The following is a 19,884-nucleotide window of genomic DNA, read 5'->3' on the forward strand; positions in this document are numbered from 1 at the left end:
CTCTAAATAGAAGGTTCCTGCTGACTGAGACAATGGAATGAACCAAGTCCCCAGATGATGTCTAACGAGTCAAGTCCTACAACTTTTCTGTCGTTGAAAGTTTTCTGAAGAATCTCCAAAGCTTTATCATCATTCTTATCGCGGAATGTAGGCACAACTACATATTTATTACTTATATAGAAGTTAGCATACGATGCAGGCAGACGCATATCTTCATAAACGATAGCTTCCGGCATCGGCAGCTCCACTATATTCATCTGCTTTCCATTCTCCAGACGAAGCTTGCTCAACTCTTTTAAATTGTCGCGCAACGGCACGTAGTTCTCATCAGCACGATTGGTCTCAACAACCGTAACAACGGTATCTTCATTTACAAAGCGTGTCAGATCATCGATGTGTCCATCGGTGTCATCGCCGAGTATACCATCGCCCAGCCAAAGTATATTCTCTACTCCGTAGTAGTTATGTAAAAACTCTTCAACCTGTTTTTGGTTGAGATGTGGATTACGGTTTTCATTCAATAAACATGACGTAGTAGTCAGCAACGTTCCTTTACCGTTGAATTCTACCGAACCACCTTCCATTACTATACCCGGATATACTACCGGTATATTATAATGCTTCGCGATGAGTGTAGGTATATTATCATCCAGATCGAACGGAGGATATTTACCACCCCAGGCATTGTAGCCCCAGTCTACTATAATTTTCTTATGTTCTGCATTCGGGTTTAACAAGAATGCAGGTCCATGATCGCGGCACCATGCATCGTTGGTGGGATGTATAAAGAACTGAACATTATTAAGATCAGCACCGGCTTCCTGCACATAGCGCAGTGCCTTCTGCTTCATGGCTTCATCAACCACGTTAACATTTACCTTCTCTCCTTCTGCTACCAGCTTGATAAACTGTGCATATACCGGATATATAGTTGAGATCTTTCCAGGCCATGACGCTTCCTTGTGCGGCCAGCTGAGCCAGGTGGCATCGTGTTTGGCAAATTCTGCAGGGAAGGAATAGCCGAGCTCCTTTGGAGTTTTAGAGTCCGGAAGTCCGGAAGTCGGGAAGTTAGCGTTGCCGTTCATTATTCGTTTTTCTTCACTTATTTAAGTCTGTTTCGAAGGCTGTTGATCATAACCAACAGCTCTTCACAATATGCATATAGTTCCTTAAAGTCTCCTTGAGAAATATAGTTCCTTCGTATTGCCAGATGGAGACATCCTACTACTTCAACATTCGAGCGAAGTGCATACCCTAAAAATCGGCTAAACTCGGCATTAGATTGTCCTGTAGATCCTTCCGCTATATTCAACGAAATAGAATCTGCAGCCCGCTTGAATTGAGAAGTCAATATATACATCTCATCCTTGGGGAACTACTTGACCAAATCGTTCACTCTCTCAGAAAGATCAGCCGCCTTCTGCCACACAATCAGTTTCTCAAATTTAAAAGCCATAATAATTTATAAAAAAAGCTAACGGGTCTTTACAACAACATTTTTAACAACAGGATACGACTTCCGGACTTTCCGTCTCCTTGGCTTTCGGACTTATTTAATCTCCATCAATATACCGTTTCGTAATCGGCTGATACGAATCAATTCTTCTGTCGCGCAGGAAGGGCCAGTGGGTTCTGTAGCGATCGGTTTGACCGAAGTCGATTTCTTCTACATGTACTTCTTCCTTATCATGCGATGCCAGGTATATCAATCTTCCGAATGGGTTTGCTATAAATGAGCCTCCCCAGAATTTCATAGCACCATTCTGCTCAAACCCAACGCGGTTCACACTAACAACGTGCAAGCCATTCGCTACTGCGTGACTACGCTGAATAGTCTGCCATGCATTATACTGCTCCGAGTTGGTAGCTTCATCCTGCGATGTAGCCCAACCTATAGCAGTCGGGTAGAATAAAATCTCTGCTCCCATCAGTGATGTAATGCGGGCTGCTTCCGGATACCATTGATCCCAGCAGATGAGTACACCAATCGTTGCAAACTTTGTCTTGAATACTTTATAGCCCAGATCACCAGGCGTGAAGTAAAATTTTTCGTAGTAAGCCGGATCATCCGGAATGTGCATCTTCCTATACTTGCCCAGATAGGTACCATCGGCATCAATCACAGCAGTAGTGTTGTGATACAAACCTTCCGTACGTTTTTCAAAAAGTGACGCGATGATCACTACACCTGTCTCCTTTGCTACAGCCGATAGCGCATCCGTTGAAGGTCCGGGAATAGCTTCAGCCAGTTTAAAGTTTTCGTAATCCTCAACATCGCAGAAGTAAAGCGAACGAAAAAGCTCTTGCAGACAAACAATCTGCGCTCCTTTAGCTGCAGCCTCGCGAATCTTTTCAATGGCTTTTGTCAGGTTCTCCTGAGGATCTTTCGTGCATGACATCTGCACGGTTCCAACTTTCACTTTTTTACTCACGTCTGTTTCTCGGTTTTATATTTTTTAAAACGCTACAAAATTAGGAAGTAATTCGTCTTACGAAAATTAAGACTTTGCTTCCCGATATGCATAAAAAGAAAACCCTCTGAAAAAGTTCAGAGGGTTTGAATTTGCATTTTAAACGAATCAGAGACTTGTTATGCTTCTGTTTCGATGTGAACGAACGATTCGTCTTTTGCTTCCAGGTTTGAAGTGCCCATCAGCCAGGTATCAACAGCACGAGCAGCTTCGCGTCCTTCAGAGATAGCCCACACTACGAGCGACTGGCCTCTGCGAACATCACCTGCAGAGAACACGCCTTCCTGTGACGACATATAGTTTGTGGTTTTGATGTTGCCGCGCTCATCGAGGTCAAGTTTCAGCTCGTCAACAAGACCACCTTTTTCTGCACCTACGAAACCTATCGCAAGCAATGCCAACTCACAAGGAATAACTTTTTCAGTTCCGGCTATTTCCTCAAAGCCCATTTTACCCTGAGCGTTCAATCCCCACTTGATCTCCACGATCTTCATGCCTGTAAGACGACCGCTGGCATCACCGACAAATTCTTTGGTAAGAATTGCCCACTGACGATCAGCTCCCTCTTCGTGTGATGATGATGTGTTGAGGATCATCGGCCATAGCGGCCATGGATTTGTATCATCGTTACGCTTTAACGGAGGCTTGGCAAGTAATTCAATCTGTGTTACTGATTTTGCTTTATGACGGTTTGATGTACCAACGCAGTCGGAACCTGTATCACCGCCACCAATCACCAATACATTTTTATCAGTCGCCAGAATTTCTTCAGCAAAAATGTTATCGCCTGCTACACGCTTGTTCTGTTGAGACAAGAACTCCATCGCGAAGTGTACACCTTTCAGATTTCTTCCAGGTATAGGGAGATCGCGCGGTGCAGAAGCACCTCCACACATTACTATAGCATCGAATTCATCCTGTAAATGTTTCGCGCTGATGTTTACACCTACGTGTGCGTTGGTGCGGAATACTACACCTTCCTGCTCCATCAAACGAAGTCTTCTGTCAATAACATGCTTCTCCAGTTTGAAGTCAGGTATACCATAGCGAAGAAGTCCACCGATCCGGTCACTGCGCTCGAACACTGTTACCCAGTGCCCTGCTTTATTTAACTGTGCAGCAGCGGCAAGTCCTGCCGGACCTGATCCTACTACAGCAACACGTTTACCGGTTCTTTGCTTCGGAGGTGTAGGTTTAAGATAACCTTTTTCGAATGCCTGCTCTGCTATAGTCTTCTCGATATACTCGATCGTAACAGGCTTGTTATTGATGCTGAGTACACAGCTCGCTTCACAAGGAGCCGGGCAAATTCTTCCGGTAAATTCAGGAAAATTATTGGTGCTGCTCAGAATCTTGATCGCTTCTTCCCACTTGCCATTATATACCGCATCGTTGAAGTCAGGTATATTGTTGCCCAGCGGACAACCGTTGTGGCAAAACGGAACGCCACAGTCCATACAACGGGCGGCCTGCTGCTTTACCTTTTCTTTGTCGAGTGGGTTATATACTTCTTTGTAATCTTTTATACGTTCTTTCGGATCGCGCGACTTGGGCATCTCGCGATCAAACTTCATAAATCCATCTATCTGTCCCATGTGTCTGGTTGCTTCGGTTGTAGTTGATTATTTTTTAACAAGGACTGGTGCTTCCACTGCTTTACCGTTTGAAGCAGAGCGCTGTTGCGCTTTTTGTTTTTGCAGTACTGCCTTGTAATCACGCGGCATAACTTTTACAAAAAGTTCGCAGGCAGTTTCCCAGTTTTCAAGCACCCACTCTGCCGGATCACTGCCGGTATATTTGTGATGCTTTTCAATCATGGCTTTTACTTCTGCCTTGTCTTCCTCTTCCAGTGTTTCAAGATCAACCATCTCGCGGTTGCACAGACGCTCGAGCGCATTTTCAGGATCGAAGACATACGCTATACCGCCGCTCATACCGGCTGCAAAGTTTTTACCAGTCTTACCCAGTACAACTACACGACCACCCGTCATATACTCACACGCGTGATCACCTACACCTTCGACAACGGTTGTTACACCGGAGTTACGAACACAGAAACGTTCACCCGCCTGACCGCGGATATAGGCCTCACCGGAGGTAGCACCATAGAACGCCACGTTACCAATGATGATGTTATCTTCTGGTTTGAACGTTGCTTCTTTATCAGGGTATATAATAAGCTTGGCACCTGATAAACCTTTTCCGAAGTAATCGTTCGCTTCACCTTCAAGTTCGAATGTTAAACCGGGAGCACCGAACACCGCGAAGCTCTGACCAGCCGAACCTTTGAACTGGAAGTGTATCGTATCTTCCGGCAGACCTTTGCCTTTATACTTCTTCGAGATCTCGTTTGAGAGCAATGCTCCTACGGAACGATCTATATTATGAATGATGAACTTCTCTTGTACTGCTTCTGCATCATCCAGTGCAGGACGCGCTGCTTCAACAAGTTTCCAGTCGAGTACTTTCTCAAGTTCGAAATCCTGTTCTATCTGTTTGTATAGCCCTACACCATCGTAAGCAGTTTCCTGGTGAAGTATAGGGGAGAGATCAAGTTTCTTCACTTTCCAGTGATCGATATCCTGACGAACGCGCAGCATATCACTACGGCCGATCATTTCATTCACGGTGCGGAAACCAAGCTCTGCCATATTCTCACGAAGATCCTGAGCAAGGAAGCGGAAGAAGTTTACTACGTGATCAGGATCACCAGTAAATAACTTGCGCAGATCCGGATCTTGTGTAGCGATACCTACCGGGCATGTATTCAGGTGACACTTGCGCATCATGATACATCCTTCAACCACCAGGGCTGCCGTTGCAACACCCCACTCTTCGGCACCCAGCATAGCGGCTACCGCTATATCTTTACCCGTACGAATCTGACCATCGGTTTGAAGTGTAACGCGACTTCTCAGATTATTTTTTACAAGTGTCTGATGTGCCTCAGCAAGACCAAGCTCCCAAGGTAAACCTGCGTGACGCATGGAGCTGATCGGTGATGCGCCCGTTCCCCCATCAGCACCGGAAATTAATATAGCATCTGCTTTTGCTTTTGCTACACCGGCGGCAACAGTACCAACACCAGCCTGTGATACAAGCTTCACGTTAATACGTGCCTGACGGTTAGCATTCTTCAAATCAAAGATCAACTGGGCAAGATCTTCAATAGAATATATATCGTGGTGAGGAGGAGGTGATATCAAACCAACACCCGGTGTTGAGTGACGAACACGTCCGATCCATTCATCTACTTTATGACCTGGTAACTGACCACCTTCGCCAGGTTTAGCACCTTGCGCCATCTTGATTTGCAGTTCATCTGCATTCGACAGGTAGTAGCTTGTTACACCGAAGCGTCCGGAAGCAACCTGCTTGATAGCCGAACGTTCCCAGTCACCATTTTCCTTTTTCTCATAGCGGATCTCGTCTTCTCCACCTTCACCGCTGTTGCTCTTACCGCCTATACGGTTCATTGCGATAGCGAGTGTAGTATGTGCTTCAAATGATATCGATCCGAATGACATGGCACCTGTAGCAAAGCGTTTGAAGATCTCTTCAACAGGTTCAACTTCACTCAGCGGTATAGAGTTACGCTTCTTGAATTCGAACAATCCGCGGATCGTGAGTTGATCACGCGTCTGATCGTTTATTTTCTGTGCGTACTTTCTGTATAGATCGTAGTTGTTTGTTTTCGTAGAATGTTGCAGCAAGTGTATAACTTCAGGGCTGAACATGTGCTTCTCGCCTCTGCGTTTCCACTGATATATACCTCCTACCTGCAGCTCTTTGCTATCCGTAGCAAATGCAAGTTTATGACGAACCAGTACTTCGCTTGCTACATCATCAAATGACAAACCTTCAATGCGGCTGATGGTGCCACGGAAACATTTTTCCATAACATCGCTGCCGAGTCCAACGGCTTCAAAGATCTGTGACGACTGATATGACTGCAGTGTACTGATACCCATCTTCGACATAACTTTCAGCAAGCCGTTACCAATCGCTTTCTGGAAGTTTGCATAAGCTTCTTCATCAGCAAGCGGCTTGTAGAACATGCCGTGCTTGTTCATCGAATGTATACTTTCAAGTGCTATATAGGGGTTCACCGCACTTGCACCATAACCAATGATGGTTGCAAAGTGCTGCACTTCCCATGCATCGCCTGCTTCTACAACAAGACCAGCCTGTGTACGAATGCGTTTCTCTACGAGGTACTGATGAACAGAACCTACCGATAACAATGAAGGTATAGGAGCATACTCATCGCTGATTTTTCTATCGGACAGGATCAGAATTTTCTTGCCGGCACGAACTGCTTTCTCGGCTTCACAACATATACGTGTGATGCTTTCTTCAAGTCTGCCCGGTTCACCATCTGCCTTAAATACACATTGTATTACTGCATATTCAAAACCCTGGTCTTGCAGGTGCTTGAGTTTTTCCAGATCATCATTCAACAACACCGGTTGTGAGATGTGTATCTGACGTGTATGCTCAGGTGTCTCATCCAACACGTTGAGACTTGCTCCTACGCGCGTGAAGAGTGACATTACCAGGCGCTCGCGGATCGGATCGATCGGAGGATTACTTACCTGCGCAAAGTGTTGTTTGAAATAGTTGGAGATGTGGCGACTCTCTTTCGAAAGTACTGCGAGTGGAGTATCATCTCCCATCGAGCCAATCGCTTCATATCCTTTTTCTGCCATTGGCAGAATGATGGTCTTGATATCTTCAGAAGTATATCCGTATGCATTCTGACGTTGAACAAGTGTCTTCTCATCAAAGCTTGTCTCAACCCATTCTACCTCCGGCTCCAGACGAAGCTTGAGGCGATTCTGAATGATCCAGTTATAGTATGATTTACCTTCATATACCGAGCGCTTCACTTTCTCATCATCGAGAACCTTACCTTTCTCGGTATCGATCATGAGCATTTTGCCCGGTGTGATGCGACCTTTCTCGAGTACATCTTTCGGATCGATTGTAAGTGCACCTGCTTCGGATGCTGCGATCACACGACCAGAACGTGTAACGCAATAGCGAAGCGGGCGAAGTCCGTTACGATCCAACGTAGCCCCTATACGCATACCATCGGTAAACACCAACGCTGCAGGACCATCCCACGGCTCCATCATGGAAGCGTGATATTTATAAAATGCTTTACGGTGCGGATCCATCAGCTTGTTATCCTGCCAAGCTTCCGGCACCAGCATCATCATTACGTGTGGTATAGTTCTGCCGGATAACACGAGCATCTCAACCAACGCATCAAGGTTGGCAGAGTCTGATCCATCCGGACTTGTAATCGGCAACAGTTTTTTCAATTCGTCTTCGGTAAACAATGTCGATTTGAAGAGTGCTTCTTTCGACTTCATTTTGTTTACGTTACCACGAATGGTGTTGATTTCACCGTTGTGTGCTATGTATCGGAAAGGCTGCGCCAGTTTCCAATTTGGAAATGTATTGGTAGAGAAGCGTGAGTGAACAAGCGCCATCGCTGTTTTCAAACGCGAATCCTGCAGATCGTTGAAATATATTCTTAGCTGTTCAGTACGAAGTTGTCCTTTGTAAACAATGGTACGTGCAGAGAAGCTGGTGATATAAAATTCTTTATTGTTGCCTTTTACACTATTGGCAACTGTATGCAATGAATAGTTACGCAACACGAAAAGCTTTCTCTCAAATGCATCACCAGTAACCGCTTCATCTATAGGTTTAACAAATACCTGCTCGATAACCGGCTCAACTTCAGCAGCACCTGGGCCGGGTACGCTGTGATCGACCGGTACTACGCGAAAGCCGATTAACTCTAAACCAAGTTCTTTAATGTTTTTACGCAATACCTCACGGCATGCATTGCTTACTTTTTTGTCGCGAGGGAAGAAGACCATACCAACGCCATACTTACCGGGAGCTGGGAGCTCGAAGCCAAGGCGTTTCGCTTCATCTGCAAAAAAGTCATAGGGGATTTGAATCAATACACCCGCGCCATCTCCGGTTTTAGGACTGCTGCCTTTGCCGCCACGGTGCTCCATGTTTTCAAGCATGGTAAGCGCATCGAGCAGGTTTTGGTTCGTCTTTGTACCATTGATGTTGGCAACAAAGCCGATACCACAGGCATCATGTTCCAGTTCTGGGGTGTACAAACCACGGCTGGTTGTTTCTTTCATCTTTCTTTCTGGTTAGTTTGTCTGGTTGTAAAAAAGGGTGTGTGTCATCCGTTTAGGGCAAAACGGAGTCTATAAAATTATGGATAAAACAGAAGATATTTTTGGATAAAACTAAACCGCCAGAATTTTTGGAATCTTTTCAGATTTAATTCCAAACATTTTAAAAACTAGAAAACGAACACGATTGCACCATAGCTGATTTTGAAAATTTTAATAATTACCGAAAACGGTTGAGGATTCTTCAATGACCTCAGACAAAAATGAACTGATTTTTATCGTTCTATTAATTTTTTTTGACACCTCGCACCATCTCTTTTTTTCCGGGAGGACCAGGCAGTGTTTCAACCTCCAAACCAAGTGATTTCAAGTCGCGCTTCAATTGACCTTTGGCGCAGTAGGTAACAAATATACCGTCAACCCGCATGGCGTTCACCACTTGTTTCAACACATCGATTTCCCACATCTCAGGCTGTTTGTTGGGAGCAAAGGCATCGAAGTATACTAAGTCAAACTCGGAAGAGAAATCGATTTGTAGTAACGATGTTTGAAGCTTGCACAGATTGAAATTCGAAGTGATGGGAACTGCTTCATTCCATTTTGCTTGATGGAGCTGATTGAATTTTTCTTTTAGTCCAACGGAATCTATATAGTTTAACCTAGACCAGATTTCTTCCGGAACCGGGTATGTTTCCAGAGATGTATAGTGGATGATGTTGTTAGGAAGTTCAAGTGCGCGTTGTATTGTAAGCAACGCATTGAGGCCGGTACCAAAACCAACTTCAAGAATGGAAATATCTTTTTGAGATTTACCGGCAAGAAAATGATCGAGACCTTCTTTTATAAAAACATGAACAGACTCTTGCAGTGCTCCATGCTTGGAATGATACGTTTCATTAAGTGCTGTGTTGAGCAAAGAATGTGAACCGTCTGATGTCGTGATAATCTCGATATTCATAGTTTACTTTCCCGCAGATTTTTCGCAGATGAATACAGATATAGTCCGTTAGTCTTTCATGATAAGTGCTACGGCTGAAGCATTCACGCCTTCCTCTCTGCCTACGTATCCAAGTTTCTCGTTGGTTGTTGCTTTGATCGAGACATCTTCTTCTGTGATATTCATCAACGGGGCCAATACTTTTTTCATCGCATCGATATGAGGATTTACTTTCGGTTTCTCAAGACAAACGGTGCAATCTACGTTGCCTACTCTCCATCCGCGTTCGTGCAGCATGGCCGTTACTTCTTTCAGAAAGAATTTACTGTCCATACCTTTCCAGCGATTGTCAGTATTGGCAAAGTGGTAGCCTATATCGCGGAGGTTTGCAGCGCCCAATAGGGCATCGCATATAGCGTGTATCAGCACATCGGCATCCGAGTGGCCAACGGCACCTTTCGTAGCCGGCAGTTTTATACCACCTAACCAAAAGTCGCGGCCTTCTTCAAGCTCGTGTACATCGAAACCCATTCCTACTCGTATCTTCATTCTTCAGTGATTTTTTTTATCCATGGCACAAAGGAACTGCGCAAAGTTGCACAAAGAAATTACTTTAAAAATATACTCTCCGGATATTTTACTTCAACCAAATATAGGGCGTGAGGTGGAACATTGGCACCAGCCTCTCTGCGATCGCGACTCTCTAATATACTTTGAAATTCCTTTAATGAAGTTTTCCCGGTACCTACATCGAGCAAGGTACCAACCGTAGCACGTACCATACCTCTTAAAAAACGATTCGCGGTGATGTGAAATTCAAGTGACGCATCATGTTGTCTCCACTCCGCTTTCTTTACATCACACATGAAATTATTCACATCGGTTTTTACTTTGCTGAGGCTCTCAAAATCGTGCTTGCCGATCACCAACGCAGCTGCTTCATTCATGCGTGGTATATCGAGTGCTTTAAAGTAATGCAACGCAAGTCCTTCGAGAAATGGATTCTTCTTGGTCGTAATTCTGTATATATAGCTTCGCTCGGTGGCATCATAACGAGCATGCGCTTCGTCTTTCACACGATGGATAGACGGTATAGCTATATCTTTCGGCAAAAATGAATTAAGCTTCAAAACCAATTTTTCCTGATCAAACTCGTTTTGAATATCGACATGGAAGAACTGCTGCTCACAGTGAACGCCCGTATCCGTGCGACCGCTTCCTACAATACTAATTTCCTCACGCAGCAATTTCGAAAGCGCATCCTCCACAACAGTCTGCACACCCGTAGCATTATTCTGACTTTGCCACCCGCTATAGTTGGTACCGTTGTAAGAGATCTCGAAAAAAAACCGCATTGTCGATGTGTTTAGGTGTTTACGTGTGTAAGTGTTTACGTAAACACGTGCAAACGTAAACACGTAAACACATAAAAGCTAAGCTTTCTCAAAAACAACAGCCGCTCCCTGCCCTACACCAATGCACATAGTCGCCAGGCCGTATTTTACATTTCTTCTCTTCATCTCATGGAGGAGGGTTGCGCTGATGCGTACGCCACTGCAGCCGAGTGGGTGCCCTAAAGCAATAGCCCCTCCGTTGACGTTGACGGTTTCCGGATCGAGATCAAGATCGCGGATACAGGCTATAGATTGTGCTGCGAAGGCTTCGTTGAGTTCGGTAAGACCTATATCGGATAGTTTTAGTCCGGCACGCTTCAGTGCTTTTTGTGTTGCCGGTACCGGGCCTATACCCATATAGGCTGGATCAACTCCCGCTACTGCTGTTGAGACAATGCGCGCAAGTGGTGTCAGGTTATATTGCTTCAGTATATCTTCTGTTACTAAGAGACAAGCGGCAGCACCATCATTTATACCAGAAGAATTTCCGGCTGTTACTGTTCCGTTCTCCTGGAAGGCAGCTTTAAGTGTTGCCAGTTTTTCAAGTGTCGTAGCACGAGGATGTTCGTCTTTTTCAAAAAGGAAAAATTCGTCTTTTGATTTCGGAACGGGTACGGCTACAATTTCATCTTTAAATTTTCCCTGTGTATAAGCCTGCTGATATCGTGTTTGTGATTGATACGCAAATGCATCCTGATCTTCGCGGGTAATTTTCCATTTAGCGGCTACATTTTCAGCCGTCTCGCCCATCGAATAGGGATGGTATAGCTTTGATAGTTTTGAATTGATAAACCGCCAGCCCATTGTAGTATCAAACACCTCCTGCTTACGTGCAAAGGGTTCTTCAGCTTTTGCCATCACAAACGGAGCGCGACTCATACTCTCTACACCACCGGCTATATAAACATCACCATTGCCTGTCATTATACCTTGCGCTGCCTGCATAATGGCTTGCAGCCCGGAAGCGCATAATCGATTTACAGTCACACCGCCTACTTCAACCGGTAAGCCTGCCAGCAGCAACGCCATGCGTGCTACGTTTCGGTTGTCTTCACCGGCCTGGTTGGCTGCACCGAAGATGACATCTTCAATCATCTTTACATCTACTGATAGATTGCGTTTGAGTAGTTCGCGTATCGCGTGGGCTGCCAGATCATCCGGGCGTACCGTTGCCAGGGTACCACCAAACTTTCCGATCGGTGTGCGCACAATATCAACAATATATACAGGTCTCATAGATGTGTTTTAATGTAGATGATTTTTTCACAGTGATTATGAAAGTACAAAATCACCAGCGGAAACAGCTATACATCTTCAACGGAAGCCGGGTGGTTTAAATTTTCTTTTTACTTTTGCCAGGCTTATAACTAAGTAAGCAAGTTAACGCAACCCCCACATGTGGCAAAGAATTCAAACTGTATTTCTGGCACTCGCCATCATTACTTTAATAGCAGCGATCTTCCTGCCTATCTGGGTCTTTCAGGATCCTTCCGGCAAATCGCATGAGCTATACGCTTTACATTATACGATCGTAGACAACGGAGCCCGCACTACAACATACTTCCCGTATTCCGTCACGGCCATTCTGCTGGTAGCATCTGCTACACTGGCGTTTATGGAAATCAGAAAATTCAAAGACCGCATTACGCAGATTAAACTCGGAGCCCTTAACTCTTTGTTTATAGCTATTGCCATGTGTGCCGGTGTTTACTTTGGCACCACCATGATTAAAACATTTCAGGGAGGTACGTATGGCCTCGGACTATGGCTGCCTGCTGTAGCCGTGGTGTGCAACTGGGCTGCCATTCGTTTCATTAAGCGTGATGAAAGAATGGTGCGCGACTCCGACAGACTCCGGTAATGCTGCCATCCTGACACAATCATTCTTCTGGAATAACTTTTGAAATCCTCGGCTTCGAGGATTTTTTATTTTAAGAACCGTTTAAAACCTGACAACAATGGCAGAAACAGTAGATGCGCGTGAAAAAGGTACCATTTCCATTCACACGGAGAATATCTTTCCAATCATTAAAAAATTTCTTTATTCAGACCATGAGATATTCCTGCGCGAACTGGTATCCAATGCAGTAGACGCAACTCAGAAATTAAAAAAGCTTTCTTCTATCGGTGAGTTCAATGGCGAACTTGGCGAGCTGCGTGTTGAAGTAAGTTTCGATAAAGATAAAAAGACCATCACTGTGAGCGACCGGGGTATCGGTATGACGGGTGATGAGATCAAAAAGTATATCAACCAGATCGCTTTCTCCGGGGCAACCGAGTTTGTAGAAAAATTCAAAGACAAAGGTGATGCGAAAGACATCATCGGAAAATTCGGTCTTGGTTTTTACTCGGCCTTTATGGTGGCTGATAAAGTGGAAATCATTTCCCGTTCGTACAAGGCAGGAGAAAATGAAGCAGCCCGTTGGGAGTGCGATGGCTCAACCGAGTTTGAACTAAGCACTACTACGAAGAAAGATCGTGGTACGGATATTATACTATATATAAATAGCGACTCGGAAGAGTTTCTGGATGAGTGGAGACTGAACAGTATACTTGAAAAATATTGCAAGTTCCTCCCGGTTGAGATCAAGTTCGGAACCAAAAACGAAAATGTAGAAGATGGTACGGATGCAGAAGGTAAACCACAATATAAAACGGTTACTACTGATCGGATCATTAACAACCCGGCTCCACTCTGGGCAAAATCACCAAGCGATTTAAAGGACGAGGACTACCTGAAGTTCTATAAAGAACTTTACCCGTTCTCGGAAGAGCCTCTTTTCTGGATACACTTGAACGTTGATTACCCGTTCAGCTTAACCGGTGTGCTATATTTCCCGAAAGTAAAGAACGACTTCGAATTACAGCGTAACAAAATTCAACTATACTCTCGCCAGGTATTTATTACGGACGAGGTTAAAGATGTAGTGCCTGACTTCCTGATGTTGCTGCACGGTGTGTTGGATTCACCGGATATACCGCTCAACGTATCGCGTAGTTATCTGCAGAGCGATGCCAACGTGAAGAAGATCAGCCAGCACATTACGAAGAAAGTTGCCGATAAACTCCAGGAGATATTCAAAAAAGATCGTGCTGATTTTGAGAAGAAATGGGATGACATCAACATCTTCGTGAAGTATGGTATGATCAGCGATGAGAAGTTTTACGAGAAAGCAAAAGACTTCGCATTGTTCAAAAATATAGACAAGCAGTATTTCACCTTTGAAGAATATAAAGAAAAGGTGAAGCCTAACCAGACCGATAAAGACGGTAACCTGGTATATATATATGCTTCTGATGCTGGCAAGCAAGACAGCTTTATAGAAGGAGCCAAAAACAAAGCTTACGATGTTCTGTTGCTGGATGGTGTACTCGACAGTCACTTCATCAATACACTCGAGCAGAAACTGGAGAAAGTACAACTGAAACGTGTTGACAGTGAAACGGCCGACAAACTTATTGATAAAGACGAGAAGATTGAAAGTGTATTAAGTACAGAAGAAGTAGAACAGGTAAAAACTGTTTTCGAGAAAGCAATCAACAACAAGAACTTTACCGTATCGGTTGAACCAATGTCACCAGGCGATTTGCCGGTGGTTGTTACCATGAGCGAGTTTATGCGCAGAATGAAAGACATGGCGAAGACCGGTGGCGGTGGTGGTTATGCATTTATGGGTGCAATGCCTGATAACTATAATGTAGCAGTGAACGGCAATCACCCGATCACACAAAAAATTCTGAAAGCGGAAAGCGATGATGCAAAATCTAAACTTGCCAAGCAGGCGTATGATCTTGCTCTTCTCTCTCAGAACATGTTAACCGGTGCAGACCTTACCAACTTCATCAAACGAAGTGTAGACCTGGTATCGTAATAACTATATATAGTAAGAAGAAGGTGCTTCACGAAACGGAGCACCTTTTTTATTTACGTTTATTTACCGGCAGCGCTCTGGTTCCACTCGTATACCTTGTCGGCAATTTCAATGAGCAGTTCAGGATCTTTCTCCAGGGCATTTCCGATTACGATCATATCAGCACCGGCCTCCAGTGCTTTCAATGCTTTTTGTGTTGTGTTGATACCACCGCCTACAATGAGCGGCACATTAACGGCTTTACGAACAGCGGCAATCATGCGTGCACTGATTTCTTTTTCAGCACCACTGCCGGCATCCAGATATATAGCTTGTAGTCCAAGCATTTCACCGGCCATAGCGGTGCAGGCCGCCAGCGAATATTTATCATCCGGTATAGGCATGGTGTTGCTGATATAGGCTACCGATGTAGTGCGGCCTGAATTGATCAGCATATAGCCTGTGGGTATAACTTCCAGTTTTGTATTGCGAATTACCGGGGCAGCAATAACATGTTGCCCGATCAGCAATTCCGGATTTCTTCCGGAGATCAGCGAGAGGAATAATAAACCATCAGCCGATGAATCGATCTGCATCGAGTTACCGGGGAAGAGTATAACCGGTATGGTAACATTCTGCTTGATCTGCTTTACTACATCCGATAAGTTTGTAGTCGTTACCAGGCTTCCTCCTACCAGGAAATAATCCACACAATTCTCACTGGCCAGGTTGATCAGTTGATTGAGGTTGGCAGGTTCCTCAACTTTATCCGGATCAATCAGTATAGCAATGGATTTCTTACCCGATTGCTTGCTGGTGCGCAGTGACTGTATAATACTCATGCTTTGCTTTCGGTCTTCTCTTCAGCTTTTTCCTGCAGGTACTCCGCTAATTTTTCTTTGGCAACACCCAGTAAAAGCGTTACTGCCTGACTTGCCAGTACGGTACCGATCTGCGATACTATACCAGGTGTTGAAGGTTCAGCAACAACTTGAGCTTCTACTACACGCTCGGGCGTAGCCGCGGCAGCATGTACAATTTTCACTTTACGTTTCGACTTCTTTGACTTGGAACTTCCGCCCGCTATGGCACGCACCAGAAAATACGTGGCTGCAAGCGAACCCCCTATGATCAATGCATTGGTAAGTACCTTCTCTGTACGCTCCGAAATTAACTTTACTTCGTCTTCAATTTGCTGACGATGCTTTGCTGATTTTTTCAGCAACTCGCTCTTCATATCATTGGTCTCCAGTAATTCCATAGTTACTTTTTCTTTTTTGTCATTATTTCACCAAGCTCTTTTTCCAGTTTGTTGAAAATTGTTTCGCGCGACAAGAACGTAACAATTGCCAACAGCAGATAGAATGCTGCAACCACAGCGAAGCCTCCGAATGTACCCATCGATTCGCCCAGTTTAAAGGCGAGGGCAACACTGAAGAAAACAATAAACAATACAAAGGTAAATGCTACTACAATGAATACAGCTACCCGCGAGAGGCCCTTCGCCAAGTCTTCCTTTATCTCAAGCTTCATCAACTCAACCTTCGTCTCCACAAAGCCTGTGAGATTCTGAATCAGGTTATCGAGTTTCAAAAACTTTAACACCGAGTCCTTAATCATATTCCTTTAGCGTAAAAAATGAGTCCACGCAATATAGACAGAAGATCGGACTTTAGGTGGCTACTGTTCTTCGAACTTCACGAGCTTTTCGGTGTTTACAAGCACCGTATCGTGTTTTACGGTTTCGCGTTGCAGCATCAACTTCAGCGGGGCGCTGATATAGTAACGGAGTGTAGTGGAGTCTGCGGATTCCTGATACTTTACATGACACACATATACCGAGTCGAACGTGTGGGAAGCAAACTCCATCTTCTTCACTATCTGATCAATACATGCTTCATACCGACCTTGTTCATCGGCACCATCCCAGCAGAACCCGGGGCGGTCCAGCAAAAACATTTTATCGCCAACAAACAACGTGGTATTCTTTACCGATACCGGGTAGATCAGCAAAGGCTCCTCGTTCGTTACGGGTTCCTCTCCCTGAAACTGCGACCACTCGCCACTTTGTTTGCGCTTGTTAATGCGCGCCACAATGCGATAATGATTCACTTCTTCAACATTTCGGTTCTCATACGTGAGGCGATAGGTTTGGATAGAATCCTGGTTGAAATAAATCAGCGAGAAAGGAATGAAGAAATAGGTAAGCAGCAGAAATAAAAATCCGATGAGCCTGTATTGAAGTGTAAGTTTACCCAACCCACTGGCGAGTTCAATCGGCAACCTGCGCAGTACGGGTATAGGGAAGAAAAGAATCACCCCAATGAGGTTGAACAGAAAGTGAGCGATGGCTATACTGATAGCACTCGCAGTATTGGCGTTGAGTGTTGCTGCTATAAATGCTGTAATGGTAGTACCAACATTCGCACCCATAATAAAAGGTGCCGCTTGCTTAAGACTGGTGATGCGCTTGGCAACAATCGGCACAACAACAGATGTAGTAATGGTACTGGAGCGTATAGCGGCTGTGGTAAGTAATCCCCACGAAAAAGATTTGATCTGGTTCTTAAAAAAGAAGCGACTGAAAACTTCCGGAGACTTTGCTTTGAGCAGATCTGAAATCAATCTTCTGAACATCAGGATCGATCCGAACAACATGACCAGCGCCAGCACTACCAGTATAAATGCGTTGGGTATAATATGTTGCAATAGATCGGTAATGTGCGAGATGCCGCTCCACGAATGCGTTGTTTCCTGCGGTATAACTGCTGCTGAAGGTTTAAAAAATACCTGCGCTATGCGAAATGATATCGATGAAAGAAAGCTATAGTAATACTCCAGCGGAAACAGTACAAAAACAGTAAGCAGGTTGAAGAACACATGATACGATCCGGCTGCTACCGCTCTTCGAAATTCTTTCTTGCGACTGATAAAACCCAACGACACAATCATACCGGTAATGGTAGTACCAACATTGGCGCCCATAATAATCGGTATAGCACTCTCCAGTGTAATGGCACCTGATGCGACAAAGGCAACCACCAGCGATGTTGTTGTTGAGCTGCTTTGCAACATGGCTGTGATTAGCAAGCCGATGAACAAACCGGCAAAAGGATTGGAGGTAGCCAGCAGAATGGTTTCCGCCACGCTTCCACCCAAGTGCTGCGATGACGACACCAGCAGGTCGAGCGCTAGTAAAAACAGTAGCAGTGCTCCCAGTATGTAGAGTATAATCCGGAGGTTGCTCCAGATTTTCTTGTTTTGATTCTGATCAGTGAGTGGTGCCGTTTCCAAATGTCAACTATGAGCGTAAAGATAAACCAGGTTATGTAACAAGAATAGTTCTATAATATTTTTAACACAGGCTTAACATAGAAGCCCGTCTAAAATCTACCTATATAAAAAAATATACTATAACTACCAGAATATAGACCACACAAACCGCCAGTAACATTATGCTTTTGTTGAGCCGCGGCTTGCCTCTCATCATGCGAAGCACAACAACAATCAACAATATCAAAAAGATGATAAACCATACAATAAATCCTATACTGGGAGTTAGCAGTTCCATAAGTATAAATAGTTAAGTATAAATAGTAAAGAGGTTACACTAAACTATATACTATACCAGCTCCAGCTCCTTTACCGCCATCCAGGCCATCAGTCCCGGACCTATCTTCAAAGCATCTTCATCGATATCAAATGTAGGTGTATGCACATACGACTTGATTCCTTTCTCCACATTACTGGTACCTAAACGATAAAACGATGCCGGTATAATCTGCGAGTAGTAAGCAAAATCTTCAGCGCCCAGCGTTATGTCAATATCGTATACATTTTCCTTACCCACATACTCTTCTGCCGCCAGCTTGAGTCTTCGGGTTAACTCCGGATTATTTTCAAGATAAGGATATCCGCGCGATATATCTACTTCGCAGCGGCCGCCCATACCTTCGGCTATACTTTCGGCCATCTTCTTTATTTTCTCCAGGCCTGACTCACGCCATACTTCATTCATGGCGCGGAATGTTCCCGCTATATTTACCTCATCCGGTATAATATTCGTAGCACCTTTACCAATAATATTTCCAAAGGTTAATACCGTTGGCTGCTTCGGACTCGCATTGCGACTGATGATCTGTTGCAGAGCTATAATGATATGCGATGCGATTACGATCGGGTCAATCGCCAGATCGGGTGCAGCACCGTGACCACCTTTACCAATTACGCGCAGGTAAATTTCATCGGCACTGGCCATATACATGCCTTCACGAAAACCAATCTTACCAGCAGGTAGCAATGGAAATACATGTTGCCCTATAATGCCGGCTGGTCGCGGATTTTCCAATGCGCCATCGCGAATCATATACGATGCACCACCGGGATTTTTTTCTTCACCGGGTTGGAACAGAAAACGTACTGTGCCTTCAAATTGATCGCGCAGATCATGAAGAATCTTGGCAGTGCCTAGCAATGATGATGTGTGTACATCATGTCCGCAGGCATGCATCACACCTTCGTTCTTCGATTTATAGGGAACATTGTTTGCTTCCACGATGGGAAGCGCATCCATATCGGCACGAAGCGCGATGGTTTTCTTATCCGGATTTTTACCTTTCACCTCGGCAACCAGTCCGGTGGTTGCGAGATTTTCAATTTTATGTATTCCGAATGACCGGAGCTTATCATCAACATACTTCACCGTATTGAATTCCTGATAAGACAATTCAGGATTTGCATGCAGATACCTGCGATACTCCACCACCTGACCACTGTATGCCTGCGAAAGTGATTTTATTTTTTCCAAAAGACTCATAACACACGTTTATAAACTCAAAAGTAAAGCTACTTCGGCAGATTGAAAAAAATACACGAAAGCCACGGTATGAATTAAAAATATTGAAAAACTTTAGGGTAAGGTTAAGGGTGGCTTACTGGGAGTGTGTCTTCATTACCTGAAAAAACCGGTGCAACCATAACCCACATAGTTCTTGTAAAAGAACTTTGTGAAACCAATGATTACTTTGAAATTCGAATTCTTCTTTAACCCATAATAATCCA

15 protein-coding genes and 1 pseudogene are annotated in these 19,884 nt (G+C 44.5%); 2 read left to right on the forward strand and 14 right to left on the reverse strand.

What is annotated here, in order from left to right; genetic code table 11:
- Positions 1-2: 2 nt before the first annotated feature.
- From ACFQ21_RS12625 to ACFQ21_RS12665, 9 genes and pseudogenes are all read right to left on the reverse strand, one after another.
- On the reverse strand, positions 3-1,085 hold the full coding sequence (locus ACFQ21_RS12625; RefSeq protein ID WP_377579535.1) for an agmatine deiminase family protein: 1,083 nt from the start codon (positions 1,083-1,085) through the stop codon (positions 3-5).
- Positions 1,086-1,102: 17 nt separating this feature from the next.
- Positions 1,103-1,363: pseudogene (locus ACFQ21_RS12630) on the reverse strand (four helix bundle protein); the annotation flags it as partial.
- Between the two features lie 190 nt (positions 1,364-1,553).
- Entirely contained in the window at positions 1,554-2,432 is an 879-nt protein-coding gene (locus ACFQ21_RS12635) for a carbon-nitrogen hydrolase (protein WP_377579537.1), read from the reverse strand.
- Between the two features lie 158 nt (positions 2,433-2,590).
- Positions 2,591-4,066 carry a glutamate synthase subunit beta gene (locus tag ACFQ21_RS12640; RefSeq protein WP_377579539.1) on the reverse strand — a complete coding sequence of 492 codons (1,476 nt, stop codon included), beginning with the start codon at positions 4,064-4,066 and terminating at the stop codon, positions 2,591-2,593.
- A gap of 27 nt (positions 4,067-4,093) precedes the next feature.
- Positions 4,094-8,644: a glutamate synthase large subunit gene (gene gltB, locus ACFQ21_RS12645; protein ID WP_377579541.1), complete on the reverse strand. Its 4,551-nt coding sequence runs from the start codon at positions 8,642-8,644 to the stop codon at positions 4,094-4,096.
- A gap of 283 nt (positions 8,645-8,927) precedes the next feature.
- On the reverse strand, positions 8,928-9,599 hold the full coding sequence (gene mnmD, locus ACFQ21_RS12650; protein WP_377579543.1) for a tRNA (5-methylaminomethyl-2-thiouridine)(34)-methyltransferase MnmD: 672 nt from the start codon (positions 9,597-9,599) through the stop codon (positions 8,928-8,930).
- A 48-nt stretch (positions 9,600-9,647) separates the two neighbouring features.
- Positions 9,648-10,127, reverse strand: coding sequence for a 2-C-methyl-D-erythritol 2,4-cyclodiphosphate synthase (ispF, locus tag ACFQ21_RS12655; protein WP_377579545.1), 480 nt, complete (start codon positions 10,125-10,127; stop codon positions 9,648-9,650).
- A 59-nt stretch (positions 10,128-10,186) separates the two neighbouring features.
- On the reverse strand, positions 10,187-10,933 hold the full coding sequence (gene truA / locus ACFQ21_RS12660; RefSeq protein WP_377579547.1) for a tRNA pseudouridine(38-40) synthase TruA: 747 nt from the start codon (positions 10,931-10,933) through the stop codon (positions 10,187-10,189).
- 78 nt (positions 10,934-11,011) lie between these two features.
- Positions 11,012-12,208 carry a thiolase family protein gene (locus ACFQ21_RS12665; protein WP_377579549.1) on the reverse strand — a complete coding sequence of 399 codons (1,197 nt, stop codon included), beginning with the start codon at positions 12,206-12,208 and terminating at the stop codon, positions 11,012-11,014.
- A gap of 160 nt (positions 12,209-12,368) precedes the next feature.
- On the opposite strand from ACFQ21_RS12665, the gene ACFQ21_RS12670 reads away from it, so the two are divergent.
- Together ACFQ21_RS12670 and htpG are read left to right on the forward strand one after the other, a co-directional pair.
- Positions 12,369-12,833, forward strand: a complete 465-nt coding sequence (locus ACFQ21_RS12670) for a DUF4293 domain-containing protein (protein ID WP_377579551.1) — start codon at positions 12,369-12,371, stop codon at positions 12,831-12,833.
- A gap of 97 nt (positions 12,834-12,930) precedes the next feature.
- On the forward strand, positions 12,931-14,844 hold the full coding sequence (gene htpG, locus ACFQ21_RS12675) for a molecular chaperone HtpG (RefSeq protein ID WP_377579553.1): 1,914 nt from the start codon (positions 12,931-12,933) through the stop codon (positions 14,842-14,844).
- A gap of 59 nt (positions 14,845-14,903) precedes the next feature.
- On the opposite strand, the gene ACFQ21_RS12680 is transcribed toward htpG, so the two are convergent.
- From ACFQ21_RS12680 to ACFQ21_RS12700, 5 genes are all read right to left on the reverse strand, one after another.
- Positions 14,904-15,665 carry a geranylgeranylglyceryl/heptaprenylglyceryl phosphate synthase gene (locus ACFQ21_RS12680; protein WP_377579555.1) on the reverse strand — a complete coding sequence of 254 codons (762 nt, stop codon included), beginning with the start codon at positions 15,663-15,665 and terminating at the stop codon, positions 14,904-14,906.
- Entirely contained in the window at positions 15,662-16,084 is a 423-nt protein-coding gene (locus tag ACFQ21_RS12685; protein ID WP_377579557.1) for a hypothetical protein, read from the reverse strand. Before ACFQ21_RS12685 ends, ACFQ21_RS12680 begins: the two co-directional genes overlap by 4 nt.
- Positions 16,085-16,086: 2 nt before the next feature.
- Complete coding sequence (locus tag ACFQ21_RS12690; protein ID WP_377579559.1) at positions 16,087-16,443, reverse strand: phage holin family protein; 357 nt, start codon at positions 16,441-16,443, stop codon at positions 16,087-16,089.
- Positions 16,444-16,503: 60 nt separating this feature from the next.
- Positions 16,504-18,117, reverse strand: a complete 1,614-nt coding sequence (locus ACFQ21_RS12695; protein WP_377579561.1) for a Na/Pi symporter — start codon at positions 18,115-18,117, stop codon at positions 16,504-16,506.
- 328 nt (positions 18,118-18,445) lie between these two features.
- On the reverse strand, positions 18,446-19,639 hold the full coding sequence (locus ACFQ21_RS12700; RefSeq protein WP_377579563.1) for a M20 metallopeptidase family protein: 1,194 nt from the start codon (positions 19,637-19,639) through the stop codon (positions 18,446-18,448).
- Positions 19,640-19,884: the final 245 nt, after the last annotated feature.

This window comes from Ohtaekwangia kribbensis, assembly GCF_042676245.1.
Lineage (GTDB): Bacteria > Bacteroidota > Bacteroidia > Cytophagales > Cyclobacteriaceae > Ohtaekwangia > Ohtaekwangia kribbensis.

Coding starts and splice junctions, on each gene's coding strand:
- ACFQ21_RS12625 (WP_377579535.1), bottom strand. CDS start 1,085: ATGAACGGCAACGCTAACTTCCCGACTTCCGGACTTCCGGACTCTAAA.
- ACFQ21_RS12640 (WP_377579539.1), bottom strand. CDS start 4,066: ATGGGACAGATAGATGGATTTATGAAGTTTGATCGCGAGATGCCCAAG.
- gltB (WP_377579541.1), bottom strand. CDS start 8,644: ATGAAAGAAACAACCAGCCGTGGTTTGTACACCCCAGAACTGGAACAT.
- mnmD (WP_377579543.1), bottom strand. CDS start 9,599: ATGAATATCGAGATTATCACGACATCAGACGGTTCACATTCTTTGCTC.
- ispF (WP_377579545.1), bottom strand. CDS start 10,127: ATGAAGATACGAGTAGGAATGGGTTTCGATGTACACGAGCTTGAAGAA.
- truA (WP_377579547.1), bottom strand. CDS start 10,933: ATGCGGTTTTTTTTCGAGATCTCTTACAACGGTACCAACTATAGCGGG.
- ACFQ21_RS12665 (WP_377579549.1), bottom strand. CDS start 12,208: ATGAGACCTGTATATATTGTTGATATTGTGCGCACACCGATCGGAAAG.
- ACFQ21_RS12670 (WP_377579551.1), top strand. CDS start 12,369: ATGTGGCAAAGAATTCAAACTGTATTTCTGGCACTCGCCATCATTACT.
- htpG (WP_377579553.1), top strand. CDS start 12,931: ATGGCAGAAACAGTAGATGCGCGTGAAAAAGGTACCATTTCCATTCAC.
- ACFQ21_RS12680 (WP_377579555.1), bottom strand. CDS start 15,665: ATGAGTATTATACAGTCACTGCGCACCAGCAAGCAATCGGGTAAGAAA.
- ACFQ21_RS12685 (WP_377579557.1), bottom strand. CDS start 16,084: ATGGAATTACTGGAGACCAATGATATGAAGAGCGAGTTGCTGAAAAAA.
- ACFQ21_RS12690 (WP_377579559.1), bottom strand. CDS start 16,443: ATGATTAAGGACTCGGTGTTAAAGTTTTTGAAACTCGATAACCTGATT.
- ACFQ21_RS12700 (WP_377579563.1), bottom strand. CDS start 19,639: ATGAGTCTTTTGGAAAAAATAAAATCACTTTCGCAGGCATACAGTGGT.